Annotated in this window: 17 protein-coding genes and 1 pseudogene; 7 read left to right on the top strand and 11 right to left on the bottom strand. The window is 61.5% G+C overall.

Going from position 1 to position 16,258, the window contains the following annotated elements; all coding sequences use genetic code 11:
• Window positions 1-11: 11 nt before the first annotated feature.
• From yedE to THEVEDRAFT_RS07640, 7 genes and pseudogenes are all read right to left on the bottom strand, one after another.
• Window positions 12-1,106: a YedE family putative selenium transporter gene (gene yedE / locus THEVEDRAFT_RS07665; RefSeq protein ID WP_006584153.1), complete on the bottom strand. Its 1,095-nt coding sequence runs from the start codon at window positions 1,104-1,106 to the stop codon at window positions 12-14.
• 29 nt (window positions 1,107-1,135) lie between these two features.
• Window positions 1,136-1,423 (bottom strand): aminotransferase class V-fold PLP-dependent enzyme, encoded by a 288-nt coding sequence (locus THEVEDRAFT_RS10260; RefSeq protein ID WP_342610193.1) that lies wholly within the window; start codon window positions 1,421-1,423, stop codon window positions 1,136-1,138.
• A gap of 121 nt (window positions 1,424-1,544) precedes the next feature.
• Window positions 1,545-2,234 (bottom strand): annotated as a pseudogene (locus THEVEDRAFT_RS10255) (aminotransferase class V-fold PLP-dependent enzyme); the annotation flags it as partial.
• An 84-nt stretch (window positions 2,235-2,318) separates the two neighbouring features.
• Complete coding sequence (gene yedF / locus THEVEDRAFT_RS07655) at window positions 2,319-2,954, bottom strand: sulfurtransferase-like selenium metabolism protein YedF (protein ID WP_006584151.1); 636 nt, start codon at window positions 2,952-2,954, stop codon at window positions 2,319-2,321.
• Window positions 2,955-3,165: 211 nt separating this feature from the next.
• Complete coding sequence (locus THEVEDRAFT_RS07650) at window positions 3,166-3,408, bottom strand: putative Se/S carrier protein (RefSeq protein WP_006584150.1); 243 nt, start codon at window positions 3,406-3,408, stop codon at window positions 3,166-3,168.
• On the bottom strand, window positions 3,401-4,153 hold the full coding sequence (locus tag THEVEDRAFT_RS07645; RefSeq protein ID WP_006584149.1) for an acyl-CoA dehydratase activase: 753 nt from the start codon (window positions 4,151-4,153) through the stop codon (window positions 3,401-3,403). The genes THEVEDRAFT_RS07650 and THEVEDRAFT_RS07645 overlap by 8 nt, the downstream gene beginning before the upstream one ends.
• A gap of 32 nt (window positions 4,154-4,185) precedes the next feature.
• Window positions 4,186-5,457, bottom strand: coding sequence for a double-cubane-cluster-containing anaerobic reductase (locus THEVEDRAFT_RS07640; RefSeq protein WP_006584148.1), 1,272 nt, complete (start codon window positions 5,455-5,457; stop codon window positions 4,186-4,188).
• A 396-nt stretch (window positions 5,458-5,853) separates the two neighbouring features.
• Here THEVEDRAFT_RS07640 and THEVEDRAFT_RS07635 point away from each other — a divergent pair, with 396 nt between their 5' ends.
• A complete protein-coding gene (locus tag THEVEDRAFT_RS07635; RefSeq protein ID WP_006584147.1) occupies window positions 5,854-7,197 on the top strand; it encodes an MATE family efflux transporter in 1,344 nt (447 codons plus the stop codon).
• Here THEVEDRAFT_RS07635 and THEVEDRAFT_RS07630 read toward each other — a convergent pair.
• Entirely contained in the window at window positions 7,171-9,150 is a 1,980-nt protein-coding gene (locus THEVEDRAFT_RS07630) for a putative bifunctional diguanylate cyclase/phosphodiesterase (RefSeq protein ID WP_006584146.1), read from the bottom strand. The genes THEVEDRAFT_RS07635 and THEVEDRAFT_RS07630 overlap by 27 nt on opposite strands.
• A 220-nt stretch (window positions 9,151-9,370) precedes the next feature.
• Window positions 9,371-10,204, bottom strand: a complete 834-nt coding sequence (locus THEVEDRAFT_RS07625; RefSeq protein ID WP_006584145.1) for an aminotransferase class IV — start codon at window positions 10,202-10,204, stop codon at window positions 9,371-9,373.
• A gap of 181 nt (window positions 10,205-10,385) precedes the next feature.
• Between THEVEDRAFT_RS07625 and THEVEDRAFT_RS07620 the strand changes: the two genes are divergently transcribed.
• Window positions 10,386-11,408: an acetate and sugar kinases/Hsc70/actin family protein gene (locus tag THEVEDRAFT_RS07620; RefSeq protein ID WP_006584144.1), complete on the top strand. Its 1,023-nt coding sequence runs from the start codon at window positions 10,386-10,388 to the stop codon at window positions 11,406-11,408.
• Here the strand turns inward: THEVEDRAFT_RS07620 and THEVEDRAFT_RS07615 are convergent.
• The gene (locus THEVEDRAFT_RS07615; RefSeq protein WP_006584143.1) at window positions 11,405-12,412 is read right to left on the bottom strand and encodes an NAD(P)H-dependent glycerol-3-phosphate dehydrogenase; all 1,008 of its coding nucleotides are present in this window, start codon (window positions 12,410-12,412) and stop codon (window positions 11,405-11,407) included. The two genes, THEVEDRAFT_RS07620 and THEVEDRAFT_RS07615, sit on opposite strands and share 4 nt — an antisense overlap.
• A 145-nt stretch (window positions 12,413-12,557) precedes the next feature.
• Here THEVEDRAFT_RS07615 and THEVEDRAFT_RS07610 point away from each other — a divergent pair, with 145 nt between their 5' ends.
• The 5 genes from THEVEDRAFT_RS07610 to THEVEDRAFT_RS07590 are packed head-to-tail and all read left to right on the top strand — an operon-like array spanning window position 12,558 to window position 14,828.
• A complete protein-coding gene (locus THEVEDRAFT_RS07610) occupies window positions 12,558-13,049 on the top strand; it encodes a QueT transporter family protein (protein ID WP_006584142.1) in 492 nt (163 codons plus the stop codon).
• Window positions 13,050-13,064: 15 nt separating this feature from the next.
• Window positions 13,065-13,586 carry a hypothetical protein gene (locus THEVEDRAFT_RS07605; protein WP_006584141.1) on the top strand — a complete coding sequence of 174 codons (522 nt, stop codon included), beginning with the start codon at window positions 13,065-13,067 and terminating at the stop codon, window positions 13,584-13,586.
• A complete protein-coding gene (locus THEVEDRAFT_RS09950; RefSeq protein WP_040825422.1) occupies window positions 13,570-14,142 on the top strand; it encodes a hypothetical protein in 573 nt (190 codons plus the stop codon). The genes THEVEDRAFT_RS07605 and THEVEDRAFT_RS09950 overlap by 17 nt, the downstream gene beginning before the upstream one ends.
• Window positions 14,057-14,530, top strand: coding sequence for a LysM peptidoglycan-binding domain-containing protein (locus THEVEDRAFT_RS09945; protein WP_245522645.1), 474 nt, complete (start codon window positions 14,057-14,059; stop codon window positions 14,528-14,530). The genes THEVEDRAFT_RS09950 and THEVEDRAFT_RS09945 overlap by 86 nt, the downstream gene beginning before the upstream one ends.
• A 10-nt stretch (window positions 14,531-14,540) precedes the next feature.
• Complete coding sequence (locus THEVEDRAFT_RS07590; RefSeq protein WP_156787142.1) at window positions 14,541-14,828, top strand: hypothetical protein; 288 nt, start codon at window positions 14,541-14,543, stop codon at window positions 14,826-14,828.
• A gap of 36 nt (window positions 14,829-14,864) precedes the next feature.
• Here the strand turns inward: THEVEDRAFT_RS07590 and THEVEDRAFT_RS07585 are convergent, their stop codons facing one another.
• Window positions 14,865-16,247, bottom strand: coding sequence for a CHASE4 domain-containing protein (locus THEVEDRAFT_RS07585; RefSeq protein ID WP_006584138.1), 1,383 nt, complete (start codon window positions 16,245-16,247; stop codon window positions 14,865-14,867).
• Window positions 16,248-16,258 lie beyond the last annotated feature (11 nt).

The following is a 16,258-nucleotide window of genomic DNA, read 5'->3' as shown; positions in this document are numbered from 1 at the left end:
TGAGACCGGGCCTAGACGTTCTCGTTCCTGCTCAGGAATCCCACTGCAAGGCAGAAAAGCATGCCCAAGGCCCACGCCCCCATGACGTAGGGGGACGGTCCCTTGACAGAGCTAGCCAGGGTGAAGTTATGGGCCACCGCGGCACCTACCAGCATCCCCAAGACGAACACCCCTGCGTCGGAGTCCCCCTCACCGGACATTATCACCTGCCGCCCAGGACACCCCCCGGCCAGCGTGAAGGCCAGGCCTGAGAGCATCATGCCCAGGAAGTTCCAAAGGTGTGATGGCTGTGCCACCGGCTGCCCCTCAACTCCAAGCTTGAACTGCCCCAGCGCCGCGTTCGTCACCGCCGCGGAGACCACCAGGGCCGCTATCCCCCAGAAGAGGTGCGGGTCCTTAAGCATTATGAGGTCCCTGAATGCCCCTACGGTGCAGAAACGGCTCCGCTGGGCCATCCAGCCTATGATCGCCCCAACCGCAAGGGATACCGCCACGGAAGCGTGCATGGAGCCCGGTCCCTTGGCGGAGAAGAAGATGGGCCCCGTAGGATCCCCCTCGGGGGTGCGCCCCATCAGGGGAGATGCCGCCAGGAGTGCCAGCAGCCCAAGCATCACCACCGGCATCACGTAGCCGGAGGCCTTCGAAGTAGGCCTCGACCTGCCCAGATTGAAGCCCTTCCAGAGGAAGCCTATCCCGATGCCTATGCCGGATATCAAACCCAGTATCCCCGCCACCGCCGTGAGGTCCCCTCCCGCAAGCCGGAGGTAGGCCCTCCAAGGACAGCCCAGGAATATCAGTGCCCCCACCATGGCGAACACCCCGAGGAAGAAACGGGTTATCGGTGAGGATCCCCCACGGGGCCTCATCTCCCCGAAAACCATGGAGGCCCCAAAAGCCCCCAGCAGGAGACCCGGTATCTCGGGCCTTAGATACTGCACGATGGCGGCCCGGTGTAACCCTAGGGCCCCTGCGATGTCCCTGGTGAAACAGGCCACGCACATCCCCATGTTGCCCGGGTTGCCAAGGTGTACCAAAATAGGAGCCAGTATACCCACTACGACCCCTGTTGCCACCGGTCCCCACTTAGAAGTAAGAAAGCAGCGCAATTAAGGTGTCCTCCTCTCCAGCACAAAATCTAGATTCTACCCCCTAAGACCTCCCGGAGGGCCTCCAAGGCGCTGAGTATGTCCTCCCGGGTGTTGAAATACCCCACCGAGAACCTCAATGCCCCGCCGGGGTAGGTACCCAGGGTCCTGTGGGCCAGGGGGGCACAGTGAAGCCCCGGCCTGGTCTCTATGCCCCGCTCTGACAGCTCCATGGCCAAGGTCCCGTTGTCCACCGACGGGTGGTTCATCGCCACCACCCCAAGGGATCCCTTGGGATCCGTCACGCCGTATACCTCGATCCCCGGTATCTCCCGCAAACCCTGGAGTAACAGCTCCTTGAGCTCCCCCTCCTTGTCCCTTATGGCCCTGACTCCCCACGGAATTGATCCATCTCACCGCCGCCAGGAGCCCCGCTATGCCTGGAAGGTTTGGGGTGCCCGACTCGAACTTGTCCGGCATCGCCGAGGGCTGGGTCTCCTCATGGGAGAAGCTCCCGGTCCCCCCCTCGATGAGGCTTGAACATGCCTCTGCCATCCAAGGGCTCCAAACTACCCCCCCTATACCCTGGGGGCCCATGAGCCCCTTGTGGCCGGTAAAGCAAAGAGCACCTATGGATAGGTCCGAGACGGATATCTCCTCCAAGCCTCCGGTCTGGGCGGAGTCCAGCACCAACGGCACGGACCTCCTGTGGCACGTCTCTGCCACCGCCTCAAGGTCCTGCAGGGTGCCGCACACGTTGCTTCCGTGGCACACTACCGCCAGGTCCCCCCCGCTTAAGGCGTCCCGGAAGCTGTCCAGCGGAAGGGTGCCGTCCTGACTGCAAGTCACTACCCGTACGGTCACGCCTTGCCCCTCCAGCCGCCTTAAGGGACGGATCACCGCGTTGTGCTCCATGGAGGTGGTGACCACGGTCATGCCGGGCTTAAGATAGCCCTTTAAGACCAAGTTGAGCGATTCCGTGACGTTGGAGGTGAACGTCACGTACCGGGGGTCCCCGTGGGAATAACCCCCAAACAGCTTGGCCAGCTCCTCCCTACAGCTGAGGACCATGTCCATGGTGCTCAGGTCCCTGGACGACGCGGAACCCCTCGCCAGGTTGGCCCCCCCTTGGGTCATGAAACGGTACATGGCCTCCGCCACCTCCGGCGGCTTGGGCCACGTGGTGGCAGCGTTGTTGAGGTAAACTCCCCTGGGATTCATCCCTTAAAACCCTCAGCCTATGGTCACGGTCTTGGGCATCCGGAACACCTGCTCGGTTATCTCGAACATGTTGGATATGGTGCCCACCGCCACTTGATCGGTTATCCCAAAGTGCTTGGTGCAGGTTCCGCATACCAACACCTGGGTGCCCTGGGCTTCCATCTCCCGGATGGTGTCGCTGGCGGAGGACTCCGGGAGGGCAAGGAAGACCCCGCCGTTCATCAGCGCCAAGACCCCGATACTCCCGGATTGCCTCATGGTGTCTAGAAACGCCTTCATGAGGGCCTCCCCAAGCTCCAGCGACTCGGTCCCCATGGTCCGGGATAGTATGAGAAGCCCCGTGTCGCTCGCGGTGCAGCAGCACTGTTCCCCCGGGGCGGACGAAACGCTGGCGTCGTGGACCCCCTTAGGAGCCGAACCGGCGCCCCCGCTGACGGACCCAGCGGCGATGCCCGATATGAGGGTTCCCTCAGGGGTATCCTCTCTCGTAACCCGGAACCCCCTGCCCTCCAGGAACCTGGTGACGTTCCCCGCCGCCACCGGGTTGTCCACCAGCACCTCCACCTCCGCCGCCCCTTGATCCACCGCCTCCTTGGTCATCATCACCGGTTTGGGGCAGCTCTTACCCCTGGCGTCTATCCTGATCAAGAAAGTCGCCTCCTCATTTAATTAATTTACCCTCGTTTGTACCCCCGTAAGGAGGGCGGAATTCAATGCCCCTTCCGCCCCCCTGGGATGCCTCATCGAAACCGCCTAAGAGGATGAGAAGAACATCACCTGGTCCTCCCTTTCACGGATAACTGAACCCAGCGACCCCATGAGAACCCCTGGGCCCTTGCAGGAGCACAGGATAACATGCCTATCCCTCGTGCTCGAGCGCCCTGCCCTCCCCGTTTATCACCTTGATCGCCACGTTAATCTCCCGGGCGCTTCGGACCAAAACACCCAATTCCCCCTCGTGGAACTTCAAGGCTATGCCGCAGCTCTCAGTGAGGTGCCTGGGGGATGGACATATGTGATGAGGAACCCCCAGCTCCTTAAGCCTCTTGTGGAGCATCATACCCTCCGATGCCCCTTCGAAAAGGCAGTACAGTTCAGCCACTCGAAGACCCCCTAAGGGCGGACAGGGCGGCCCCCAAGGCCCCGGCGTAGGCCCCGTCCTTAACCGGCTTTAGCCTCATCCTGTCGGTGGAGAGGAGCTCCCAGGCCCCGTCCAGCTCGGACAGGCCGCCGGTGAACGCGAAAACCCCCCCAGGGCTCAGGAAACTCCCCAGGGCCTCCAGCCGTCGGGCAAGGGAACGGAACATCCCCTTGGCCACCGCGCCCCTTCCCACCCCCCTGTTTAAAAGGGATATGACCTCGCTCTCCGCGAACACCGCGCACATGGAGCTGACCTCAACGGATTCGCCGGATCCCATGGCTTCCCCGATCATCTCCCGGATGTCACACCCCATGACCCGAGCCATGTTCTCCAGGAACCGGCCGGTGCCGGCGGCGCACCGATCGTTGACCCTGAAATCCAGCACCTTCCCCGATGCGTCCATCTCCAAGGCCTTGCTGTCCTGACCGCCCACATCCATCAATAACCGCTCCCCAGGCTCCAGCATCCTGGCCCCCATGGCGTGAGCGGATATCTCGGACACCACGCAAAAGTTATCAAAGACATCCCTGAGCAGATGACGCCCGTAACCGGTGAGCCCCGCAAGGGGTGCCCGGGGAAGACGGGAGGGGAGGGATCGTAAGTCCGCACCCTCGGAGGATATCCTTCCCATGTCCGCTATGCGGCGTCCGTCTAACAGGACCCACTTTATGAACCGGCTTCCCGCGTCTATGCCCAGTGCAGTCATCGTAACCGCCTTCCATTCGTTTATAAGGACCCCTAGAGGCTCTCCAGGAACGCCTCAACCCGGGTCCTTAGCTGCCCCTCGTCCCCCGGGGCGTAGTCGGTCTCAAGGCACAGAAGGGGTATGCCCTCCTCCTTGAGCCGCCTCTTAAGGGCCCCTTCCTCCACCTGGTAGGTGGAGCAGAAGCTCAAAGTAACGTCCACCACCCCGTGGACCTTGTACTCCCTGGCCAGCTCCACCACATCATCCAACCGGCCCTGGTTGGGGGAGAAGCACGCGCAGTTTATGCCGTTCATGTAACGGTCCGCCAGGGCGTCTATCAGCCCCTCCAGATCCTTAGGGGAAGTGTCGACGGAGCCTTTGAAATACCTGGTGCCGGTGCAGTTCTCCTCCACCACCACCGAAGCGCCGCTGGTCTCCAGGATGTGATGAACCTTCCAGTTGGGCACCACTATGGGGCTGCCGGTTAAGAGTATCCGCTTGGTTCCCTTGGGGAACACCCCGAAGCCGGAGCTCACCCGGTCCCTGCACTCTTGAACCAGCTGGTTCGTCATGGAGGTGAACCTTTCTGGATCGTCGTAAAAAGCTATCTGGGACACCACCAGGGAATCTATGCCGGAGATCGGAACCGGGTCGGCCTTGCGGGTCTCGTAAAGGCCCCTAAGGGCCTCCCTCTTGGCCTCCACCTTCCGGATGCCCTCCATTAGACCCTCGTAGGTGAGCTTCCTGCCGGAAAGGTCCTCCAGCCTTTTGATTAGCTCCCTCACCTGGGACCTCCAGAGGTCCATGCCCTCCTTGGACTTGCGGTTGGGCAGGTCCATCACGTGGGTTGGCACCAGCCGCCCCATCTCCTCCCAGGCCTTCTTCTTACCGTCGCAGGTGTTCTCCGCCACCACCAGGTCCACGGACTGGAAGTAGGGGCACGTCTTGGAGAGCTTGGCTCCTATGGCGGCTTTTATGAGGGGGCACAGGTTTCTGGGCAGTACCTTCTCCCCCTCGGGAACCCAGAACTGGGATCCCGCGCACAACCCCACCATAAGCCCCCCAAGAGCCAGGACTATCTCCTCCGGCACGTAAACGCAGAAGGACCCGACTACGAACCCACCGTTCCTCTTGTGGTCCACCAGCTCCTTTATCCTGAGCCCGTGAACCTCCGCTATGACCATATTGAAGTAGTCCATTCCGGAGGGCCTGTCCTTCTGATGAAGGAAGGCCTCCTCGAACAAGGGGGGCAGGGCGGCACAAAGCTTGTCATGCAGTGCCAGGTCGAGTCCAAGTTCGCTCCACATCTCACGGTAGTCCGCCAAGGGACACTCCTCCTTCCGGTTCTCCCGTTCTACAACGGGATATACAACCCCTAGGTGTAAAACCAAGGGCTTTTTGAATTAAGAACCGGAAACCGATGGGGACGGTTTTCTGCGGGAGCCTGACGAGGGCCGTCTAATGCCAGGCCCCCGGCGCTTGAGATTTATACAGGGGAGGGCCGAACCCACCGGCTTCCGGTTTTCATGGGGTTGGCGCGCATGCCATGCGGCAAGTCGTGGCCTCAAAGGATGCGCATGTCTACCCCTCCTCTGCCGGTGGTCTAAGAGATCACGATGTATGATAGCACAAGGTTTCAAAATAGAAACTTATATTAGGTAATCCACGCAACCTGCTATAATCATATCATAACCAATTGCATGTTAGGAGGATATAGTCCTTTGAGCGAAGATCGTCTGGGCAAGGACCCAATATCGTCTTTGATCGTAAAGTTCTCGGGCCCCGCCATAGGGGCTCTTATAGCCCACGCGCTTTACAACATAACCGACCGGGTGTTCGTGGGCCGGGCGGTGGGGTCCGAGGGGCTTGCGGCCCTCTCCCTGGCGTTCCCCTTGATGCTGGCCTTCATCGCCCTTGGGCTTGTGACCGGGGTGGGAACCTCTTCCCGGATGGCCATATGCCTTGGGGCCTCCGACCGGGATGGGGCATTGAGAGCCCTGGGCAACGGGGTTCTCCTGGCGCTCATAGGCGGAGGGGTTTTCGTAGCCGCCTCCGTTGCGGGGATGGACTTCTTCGCTTCCACCCAGGGCGGTGAGGGAAGGGTCCTGTCCTTGTCCCGGGACTACATGAGGATAGTGCTGCCGGGGTCCATCTTCTCCGTGGTTGGGATGACCATGACGCCGGTTTTGAGGGCCCTTAACAGGCCCAACGCCGCCATGGGGGTGCAGCTGGCGGGGGCGCTGCTCAACGTGGGGCTCGACTGGTGGTGGGTCATGGGGCTTGGGGCGGGGGTCAAGGGGGCCGCCTGGGCTACCCTGGTATCCCAGGCCTTCATGGCCCTGTGCGGTGCGGTTATGGTCTTTAGGACCTCCAGGGTTGCCCCGAGGCACTTTTTGCCGGACCCCGCTTTGATAAGGCGCATAGTATCCGTGGGGCTTCCATCGGGGCTCACGGAGATGGGGTTCACCATAGTAATAGCCCTCATGAACCGGCAGGTTAAGTTCTACGGGGGCGACGCGGGTTTGTCCGCCCTTGGGATATTCTTTGGCCTGGACGCGCTCTTCTTCCTCCCCGCTATAGGGGTGGGGGAGGGGGCCCAGCCGATAATAGGCTACAACTACGGGGCGGGAAACCTTGAGAGGGTTAGGAAAACCACCTGGACCGCGGTGGCCTACGCGGTTGGATACTTTTGCATAAGCCTTATTGTGGTGCAGGTTTTCGCCCAGGAGCTGGCGGGGCTCTTCGTAAAGGACGACCCGGAGCTCCTCAAGATGGCCGCCTGGGGACTCAGGGTTTCCTACGCCGGGGCCCCAATGGCGGGGATGTCCATAACCGCGGGATACTACTTCCAGGGCATCGGCAACTGGAGGGCGGGGCTTCTGTCCGCCCTGTGCCGGGTGGTGCTGTTCGTTCTGGTCCCCCTTATGGTGCTGCCTCCCATATTCGGTATAACCGGCGTATGGATGGCGCTGCCCGTGGCAGACCTTGGGGGGTGCCTGTTGGGCTTCTACCTGGTGAGCAAAAGCCTTAGGTCCATATCATCCAGGGGACTTTCGGGACGGTAGGAGAACCCCCGCGTCGGACACCAGGGCCTCCAGCACCGCCAGGGGTCTTGGGGGGCTGAACAGAAAGCCCTGTATGCAGCCTATGCCCATGTCAGTCACGGCGGAGCACTGCTCTTTGGTCTCCACCCCTTCCACCACGGTCTCTAGCTTAAGTGCCTTGGCCATTCCCAGTATGGCGGAGATGAGGGCCATGTCCCTCTCGTTTCGCGGGACCTGGTTCACGAAGGACTTGTCCACCTTGAGCCCGTCAAGGGTGAAGTCCCTGAGGTAGCTCAATGAGGAGTACCCGGTTCCGAAATCGTCTATGTAAACCTTTACCCCGGTTCTCCTCAAGTCCAGGAACACCTTTTCAGCCCTTCGCCGCTCCTCAAGGATGGCGTTCTCGGATATCTCAACTATGAGAAGCCGTGGGTCCAGATTGGACCGCTCCAGGGCCAGCCGTATCTTCTCCTCCGGGTTGCCGAGCCGGAGCTCCGTGCCCGATAGGTTCACCGAGACGGGAACCTCCCCTATGGGGCCCTGGGACCACTTCTTGGCGTCCATGCAGGCTTGATTGAGCACCCACTCGCCTATCTCCAGTATAAGGCCCGTGCTCTCCGCTATGGGTATGAACTTGGAGGGGGGCACATAGGTACCCTTGCCGGTGGGCCAACGGAGCAGCGCCTCCATGGCCACCACCTTGCAGTTCAACGGGTTTACCAGGGGCTGGTAATGCAGCTGAAAGTGTCCCTCCCTAATGGCCCGCCTGATGCCGTTCTCCAACACCATCCTCATGGTGAAGTCCCTTCTTATATCCCTGTCGTACCTTACGCACCGGCCGCCCCCGAGCTCCTTTGCCCTCCGCAGGGCGTGAAAGGCCTTGTCCAGGAGCTCGTCTGGCCTGGTGCCGTCACATGGGGACACCGATATCCCCACGCTGCAGCTCACGTTTATCACCGGATGGGTCTCGGATAGAGGAGCCTTGAAGGCCTCCACAACCCGGTTCCCCAGCGACAGGGTTTCAATCTCGTCGTGAGGGAGGATCACCGCGAACGTGTTACCCTCCAGCCTGAAGACCCCTTCGTTCTTGCCCACCGCGTCCTTTATCCGGCGAAGGGCCAGATGAAGCATCCGGTCTCCTCCGTCGTGTCCTAAGAGCACGTTCACATCCCTGAAGCGGTCCATGTCCGCCAATAGGAGCCCTACGGGCTTTTCGGCGCTGGGGATCATCTCCGATAACCTGCTCAATAGGTATGAGCGGTTTGGCAGGGCGGTCACCGGGTCGTGGGTGCAGATCCAAGTGGGGGGTGTCTCATGAGGCGGCGTCTCCGCCAGCACAAGAAATCCCACCCTGCCGAATCGAGGGTCGTTTATGGATCTCACCAAAACCTTGAGGGGCAGCGCCGCCCCGTCCATGCGGCGCAGGTTTACCTCTCCCTCCCACTGACCCTTGTTCTTGACTATCCAGGCCACGCTGGAGGCCGTGGCGGGACTCTGGAGGAAACGGGAGAACCGCTTGCCCAGCAGGCGGTTCATGGGGGCCTTCAGGTGCTCCCTCATGGCCCTGGTGGCCGCCATAACCCGGCCCTCGTGATCGAGCACCGCCCCGATCCGGTCCAAATGCTCCAACAGGAGCTCCTCCCACAGGGAGCTCCTCCCCAAGGAGGCCATCACCGCCACCCCGGAGGGGACTGGGGTCACAAAGGCCATCACGCTCCGGTCCCCCAAGGGAAGATGGAGCCTCGAAATCCTTCCCCTCAGGGCCCATAGGAACGCCTTTCTCAAGGCCCTGGGGGGTTGCCCACCGCAACCTCTCCTATCGTCCGGGATCCCAAGCTCCCGGGCCAGCTCTAGCCCCTCTTCGTTTTGATCCAGCAGATCCCCCGTGGGAGACGCGAGGAAGATAGCCCAGCCCTGCTGCTTCAAAGTGTTCGGAGTGAAGACGTCTTTGAGGCTGGGTGATTTTGATCGCATGGCCGAGTCTCCTTTGCTGGGGGAGTGATTTTCCCTTGAGGGTTCCGCTGTAGATAGCTGTCATTAGATATTTTACAACCTTGCGACCCCATGAGGTCGCAGACTCTCAGGTCAATGGTATCAAAAATGTATAATTAATCAAGGGCTAAAGAACCATAAAAACGAGACGGAGATCCCGTGCTCCATGGGACCTCCGTCCTTAGGTCCTGTGCGTTTTAGCTTATCCAAGCCACTTGTGGATGGAGGCCTTGTAAAGCCTGTGAAGGTGTTGGGTGACCGGTCCCGGCTTCCCGTTCCCTATGCGTCGCCCACCTATGCGCACCACCGGCAGGATTTCCTTGATTGAACCGGTTATGAAGGCCTCGTCGGCGGTCTCCAGCTCGTTGACCCTTGGGCAGCGCTCCTCTATCCTGAACCCCGCCTCCTTCGCCAGGTGCAGCACTATCCCCCGGGTTATCCCCGCCAACACCCTTCCCACCGGGGCGGTTATTAGCTTCCCCCCGGCGCAGAGGAAGAAGTTGCTGGAAGAGGCCTCGGTTATCTCCCCGTTGGGGCAGAACAGGGACTCGAACACGTCCCCCATCCCCGCAACCGGTATGTAGCCGAACATGTAGTTTATGCTCTTGATCAGCGGGAACGGCCGCTCCATGGCCACCGGCTGAAGGGCTATGCCGGTCCTGTACAGCTCCGGATCCGGCAGCTCCAAGGGCTCCACCAGCACGTAGAGCCTGGGCCTTGGAAAACGCTTGTTCTCCATCACGTCCCCTCCGGTTATGTAGGGCTTCATTATGACCTCCCCCTCCGGAAGCTCCGGACGGGCCAGGATCTCCTTGAATATCCGGGGTATCCGGGCCACCATGTCCCGGGCCTCGATCCCCGCCTGTTCCGCACTCCTTAAAAGCCGCTCCAGATGCGGTCCCGGGGCGAACGGCCGCCGGTCGTAGGTCCTTATGGACTCGAATACCCCTATCCCCCTCTGTATGGCGTAGTCCGACAAGGGTACGTATGCCTTTTCAAGCGGGGTGAACTCACCGTCGTGATAACAGAACATCATCACAAACCCTTCTTTCCCTAGTGGTGGTCAAGCCATAAGTATAATCCAAAAATCAAAATGCGCCATGACGACGGGAGCCCCAGGTTGTATATTTGATCTGTCACACCCCCTGGGATTCGCCGTGGGATTGGGATATGCTGCAGCATGGTAAAATCGGGTTTTGAAAAGGGGGGGGTCCCGCATGAAGGTTATGGCCCTTAACCTATCCTCCGGGGGGCTTGAGTTCGCCTCGGCTAGGCCCGGCGGGGGGGAGTGGATCAAGGGGATGGTGCCGCTTAGATCCTTTGACGAGTCCGAGGCCCGCACGGTCTCTGAGAGGCTGGCGGCTTCCTTGAAGGGGGAGCCGGTGGACCTGCTGGCCGCCAGCGGAGGGCTGGATGCTCCCCTGAACGGAGGGGTTTACTTTCTAAACGATGACCTGGAGGGCCGCCTGGCCTCCGCGGGGGCCATCGGCTTCGCCCCCCTGGTGGCCCTTTTAACCGCAAGGCTCCTTGGCCTGCGGGCCCTCTTGGTGGAGCCCATGACGTCCTCGGAGCTGCTCCCCCATGGGCTCATCACCGGCCTGCCGGAGCTGCCGGTTCGCCCTTTGAGACACGCCCCCCAGGTAAAGTGGTGCAACATGCTTGCCCGGGAAGAGGGGCTGTTCCCCCAGGACGCGTCATCGGTGGTGGCGTACCTCGGCAGGGGTTTCTCAGTGTGCGCCTTGAAGGGGGACAGGGTCCTGGACTCCAACAACCCGGAGGAGACCGGGCCTTTCTCCGTGGCCTTTTCCGGGTCGGTCCCCGCCATGGACCTCATAAGGGAGGCCTTGAGCGGCCGAAGGAGCCGGGAGGAACTGGTGAGGCTCCTGGCGGGGGGCGGCGGGGTGGCGGGGTACCTTGGAACGTACCTGATGACCGAGGTGGAGGCGTCGTACCAAAGAGGCAGCCAAAGGGCGGCGGAGGTGGTAAGGGCCATGGCCCACCAGGTCTCTCAGTCCCTATGGGCCATGGCGGGAGCGCTTGACGGCGCTGTGGACTTCATAGCCCTCTGCGGCGGGTGTGCCGCCTTCTCCGATCTGTCGGACCTCATATCCCGCCGAGTCCAGTGGATAGCCCCGGTCTTCAGGTACCCCAGGATAACCGGCCTCCAGGCGGTGTCTGAGCTGGCCTTGAGGTCCCTGGACGGCAGGTACACCCCGCCGGCGGAGATAGGCCCCCTTTAGGTTAACGATTCCATCTTGGGCTCCCGGCATAGGAGCTCTTCCATGAGCCTGCGGGGCACCTCACCCTCGAAGAGGACCCGGTAAACCCCTTCGCATATGGGCATGTCAATCCCCCACCAGGCCGCGTGGCTCCTTATGGCCTGGGCGGTAAAAGCCCCCTCCGCCACCTGTCCAAGCTCCGCCTTGGCCTGGTCAAGCCCCATGCCGGAGCCTATGAGCATCCCCAGCTTCAAGTTCCTGGAGTTGGAGCTGAAGCAGGTGGCCATTAGATCCCCTATGCCCGCAAGACCCGACAGGGTGAGCGGGTCCGCCCCCATCCTCAAGGCCAGCCGGGATATCTCCGCAAGGCCCCTGGTGGCCAGGGCGGAGACGCTGTTGTCCCCCATGCGCATGGCCCTCGCCATGCCGCAGGCTATGGCGATCACGTTCTTCACCGCTCCCCCCAGCTCCACCCCGGTCACGTCGGAGCTTCCGTAGACCCTGAAACGGCTGCTGTTGACCAGCCCCTGCCAGAGCACCGCCTCCTGCGGATCTTCGGAGGCGATGACCACCGCGGTGGGAAGCCCAAGGGCCACCTCCTCCGCGTGGCTCGGGCCGGACAGCACGGAGTACCTGTTCCCCGGAGATTCCTCCTCAAAGACCCGGTGCAGCAGGTGCCCCGTCGATATCTCTATGCCCTTCGCCAGGTTGAGCCACCGGCGAGGAGAGGCACAGGCAGACCTGGAGGAACGCAGGAGCTCCCTAACCCCTTGGGCTGGCACCGCCACCACCGTGAGGTCCGACGCCCCCAAGGCCTCCGACAGGTCGGACGTAACCCTTACGTTGGGGGAAAGCAGGAGATCCCTCAGGTACCTGGGGTTCCTGCCGGAGGACTCCATGTGGCGGGCCATCCCCGGGTCCCTGCACCAAAGGACCACCCCGTGCCCGTTCCTGCCCAATAGATCCGCCACCGCGGTCCCCCAGCTCCCGGCCCCCAGCACCGAGATAGTCATCGCTTCGCTCAAACCTCACAACCCCCCTGGGTCCCAAGTCCCTTCCTGCATGGTACCGCTGCAGTAACCGGGCCTATGGTTTATAATTCAAAGACAGCAGTCCCCTTGGGGACACGGTAATTATACCCATCATCCTTTTGAGGAGGGACTTTTTTTCATGCCCCATTTTGACAAGCTGAAGCTTACCAGGTCTGCCCTGGTGGGAGCTCTTTACGTGGCCCTCACCATGGCCTTTGCCCCCATATCCTACGGGCCCGTTCAGTTCAGGGTCTCCGAGGTGCTCACCCTGTTCCCCTTCCTGTGGCCCGAGGCCCTGGCGGGGTTGGGCATAGGGTGCCTCATATCCAACCTTGCGGGGGGATTCGGCTGGGTGGACGTGGTGTTCGGAACCCTTGCCACGGTCATGGCGGGATACCTCACGATGAAGTCCAAGAGCGTCCTCATGGGGGCCCTTTGGCCGGTGCTGGTTAACGGGGTCATCGTGGGTGGGTATCTATCGGTGCTGCTCAACATGCCCTGGCACCTCTCTATGGCCTACGTGGCCTTGGGGGAGGCGGGGGTGTGTTTCGGCCTTGGGGTGCCCCTCGTGAAGGCCCTCATGCGGCTTCCGGAGGGACGGCTCGGGGTGCTGAAAGGCAGGGACCGGTGAGGAGGGGTTGACCGGATGAGCTGGCTTTCCAACCTGTCCTGGCGGCTTAAACAGCTTAGCTACCCCGAGGAGTTCCGCCTTCCGGAGCCAGAGTTCGACGGAGATCAGCTGGACACCCTGGAGGACCTGGTGCAGCTCATACAGCCCGCCCTCATCTCCGCCGAGGACCTTCACCGGCGGGACAGGCGGGAGCTGGCCCGCTTCATGGCGGAGCTTGGCACCGGGGTGTGGCGGGTGAAGAAGAAGGTGGAGTCCATGAAGCGGGTGCCTAGGGAGATAAAAGAGGCCATATACGCCCTGGAGAGCACCTGGGAGTCCATGGCCCAGGACGGGGTGCAGGTCATAGACCACGTGGGGGAGGTTCCGTTGGGCATGGTCCCCAAGGTGGTAAAGGTGATTGAGGTGCCAGGCCTTGAGAGGGAGATGATAGTTGAGGCCCTCAAGCCCACCATCATGCTCAAGGGCGAGGTAATACAGGTTGGGGAAGTGGTGCTTGGGCGCCCCGGAGGTGAGGCCAGAGATGGCGATACCGCATAGGAGACATCACGGGGCCCCTAAGCTGGAGGGACTTCCCAACAGCTCGGGGGCTAAGGCCGTTTTGGAGGGGTACCAGCGGGTGGAGGCCATAGCCGCCCTGGTGGAGTCGGTGATCATATGGCGGGCCCAGTGGCTCTTGAAGCGCGGGGCCATGCAGGAGGCGGAGGACATCCTCTTCCGCCTGATCTTCAAGGAGGGCTCCAGGAACCCGGAGGCCATGGACCTCCTGGGCCGCATATACTTCCACCGGGGCCAGGATCTTAAGGCGGTGGAGATCTGGAGGCGGGCCCTGGAGCTGCAGCCCTGGAACATCCACCTCAAGCGGACCTTGAGCCTTGCCAAGAGCCTGGAGGAGGGCAAGAGGTCTGCCATACTGGCGGCCCACCGGATCGGCCTTGCCCTAAAGGGGGCGTTGGCAAGTTGGGGGGATCTGCTCGGTACTCTTCGGGGTTTTCGTTGGAGCCAAGCACTTGGAAAGGTGGCTCAAGGGGCCGGAGCCCGCGGCGCTGGAGGCCCACTACTACTACGACGTGTCCAAACTGTCCCAGCCGGTTAAGGGGACCTACCCACTTGGGTTCACCCGGGTGAAACAGGGTACATCCATCTCGAGGGGCCGGGTGGAGGTGCTGGTGGAGCAGGAGGGGGACTCCGTCAGGGTTTTTGGCAAGGTGCCCAGCCTTCTCACCCGGTATCAGGTGGAGATGGCGGTTTACGCCATGGACGGGGTCAAACACGTGGACCTGAGGGGCCTCGAGGTACAGCGCAGCTACCGGGTTCAGCGGGGCGACAGCCTGTGGCTCATATCCCGAAGGCTCTACGGGGAGGGGCAGGCCTGGACCGTGCTTTCCAGGCACAACGGGTTGGAGGACCCCTCTAGGCTCAAGGTGGGTCAGACCCTGAACCTGCCCTTGGGGGACGAGGAACTCGTACCGGATCGTAGATGATCTCCCGCGGGTGACAGGACCGAAGCACATGACCGTGGAGAACGGAAGCTCCGACAGGTCCTTTAGGGAAAGGATGGGGTGCGCCGAGGCGGTGGCCCGGGTGGTGTTCCTTTGGGTGATCTTCCTGGGGTTCAGCCTGGCGCTTAAACGTTTAGCTCCGCAGCTGTCGCTTGACGTGAGACCCGTCAATCCCCTCAAGGCGGGGGTGGCCATGGCAGGACTGTGGGCGGCCTTTAAGGTTGCCGGTTGGCTCACCCAGGGGTTCATGGATGCCCTGGAGCGAAGGTACGGCCCCTGACGCCGGTGCCAGCCCCTCCCGCTGTAGCCGCTGGTATCAGGCGAAGACCCCAGGGGGAAGGGAAGCGGTGGTGGCCCTGCAGAGCACCATCACCTCCCCCTTTGCCTTTGGATCCCTTATGGCGGACATGTTGATCACCAGCGACGTCCTCCGGGACCTTAGGTGAACCCGGAGGATGGGCTTCTTGCCCTCTCCGGCGGCCAGGAACTGGTCCCGGACCCTCTCCCGGTCCTCGCTGTCCATTAGGTCCCAGATCTTCATGCCTTCCAGCTGGGGCAGGTCCCCGAAGAGGGATGTCATCGACCTGTTGGCGAAGCTTATGGCCCCGTAGGGGGAGCAGAGGGCCACCATCAGGTCCATGCGGTCCAGGATGTCCGTGGTGCGTCTTGCCTCCATCACCGCCCTCCTCTCCACCCCTTTCGCGTAGTTGATAAGGCCGTTCATGGCCTTGGCTATCCCGCTGAGCTCCCCGGCTTCCAGATCCAGGACCTCCAGGCTGCCCGTTGAGGTCATATGGGCCAGCTTATCGTACACTTCCTTAAGGGGTTTGCTTATGTGGGTTTGATGCCATGTCATTAGGGAGACGAAGGTGCCTAGACCGAGCAGGGCAATCCCCAAAAGCACCCGGCCCATGAGTGCTCGTACCTCCCTCGCGATCCAGCGGTTGATCCTTATACGTCCCTCCGCTATGGGCTTGTCTGAGGGGTCCGTCAGCGGTACCACCCCGTCAATGGTCGATGAGTTGACCGGTACTATCACCGGTTCCTTCCCGTTCTTGGTGGAATGGGTTGCGCCCTCCGGAGGTGCCGGGGATATCTCGATAAGGCCCGGTATCACCCTCTGCAACTCCTTGAGGTTCGGCAAGGGGCGGGTCATGACGAGCCAGCCTTCCATGGGCCGTTTGGAGTCGCTGTCCCTAACCTGTCTTGCGGCCACCAGGTATACCTGGTGGCCTAAGGATATGATCCCCCTGGAGTAGCCGGTCTTGTAATTCCTTGCCAGGATGTCCTTTAGGATAGACAGCTCTTCCCCGGAGCAGCCCGTAAGGGCTTTGGTCCCCTGGACGTACCTCCCATGCCATCGGACGGACAGGTCCTTCTTGAAGAAAACCACGTGGCTCAGGTCGGCGTTATCGAAGGACATGAGGTTCAGGTTTTCCTTCTCGAATGAAGGGTCGTCTTCCTGAAGGAATCGATATGCCTGGTCCCAGTTGGCCCAATCTATGCACAGCAGGTCCAGCTGGGCGGACTGGTGATCCAGAAAGCCTTGGAGCTCCCTTCCCCTGGCCCTCGCCTCCTCCACTTCAAGCCTGAAAAGGGCCCGATCCGCGTGCTCCATGAGAGCCAGAAAGAGCATGCCGGACAGAACCATGAACATAAGGGCGAACCCCAAAGGCATCTTCCACCAGTTGTTTTCCAAGGAGCTCCCCC

It is taken from the genome of Thermanaerovibrio velox DSM 12556 (assembly GCF_000237825.1).
Classification (GTDB): Bacteria; Synergistota; Synergistia; order Synergistales; family Synergistaceae; genus Thermanaerovibrio; species Thermanaerovibrio velox.
This window is presented reverse-complemented; position numbering and strand designations above follow the sequence as displayed.

Coding starts and splice junctions, on each gene's coding strand:
- THEVEDRAFT_RS09950 (WP_040825422.1), top strand. CDS start 13,570: ATGGCGATACCGCATAGGAGACATCACGGGGCCCCTAAGCTGGAGGGA.
- THEVEDRAFT_RS07605 (WP_006584141.1), top strand. CDS start 13,065: ATGAGCTGGCTTTCCAACCTGTCCTGGCGGCTTAAACAGCTTAGCTAC.
- THEVEDRAFT_RS07645 (WP_006584149.1), bottom strand. CDS start 4,153: ATGACTGCACTGGGCATAGACGCGGGAAGCCGGTTCATAAAGTGGGTC.
- THEVEDRAFT_RS07610 (WP_006584142.1), top strand. CDS start 12,558: ATGCCCCATTTTGACAAGCTGAAGCTTACCAGGTCTGCCCTGGTGGGA.
- THEVEDRAFT_RS07630 (WP_006584146.1), bottom strand. CDS start 9,150: ATGCGATCAAAATCACCCAGCCTCAAAGACGTCTTCACTCCGAACACT.
- THEVEDRAFT_RS07625 (WP_006584145.1), bottom strand. CDS start 10,204: ATGATGTTCTGTTATCACGACGGTGAGTTCACCCCGCTTGAAAAGGCA.
- THEVEDRAFT_RS07620 (WP_006584144.1), top strand. CDS start 10,386: ATGAAGGTTATGGCCCTTAACCTATCCTCCGGGGGGCTTGAGTTCGCC.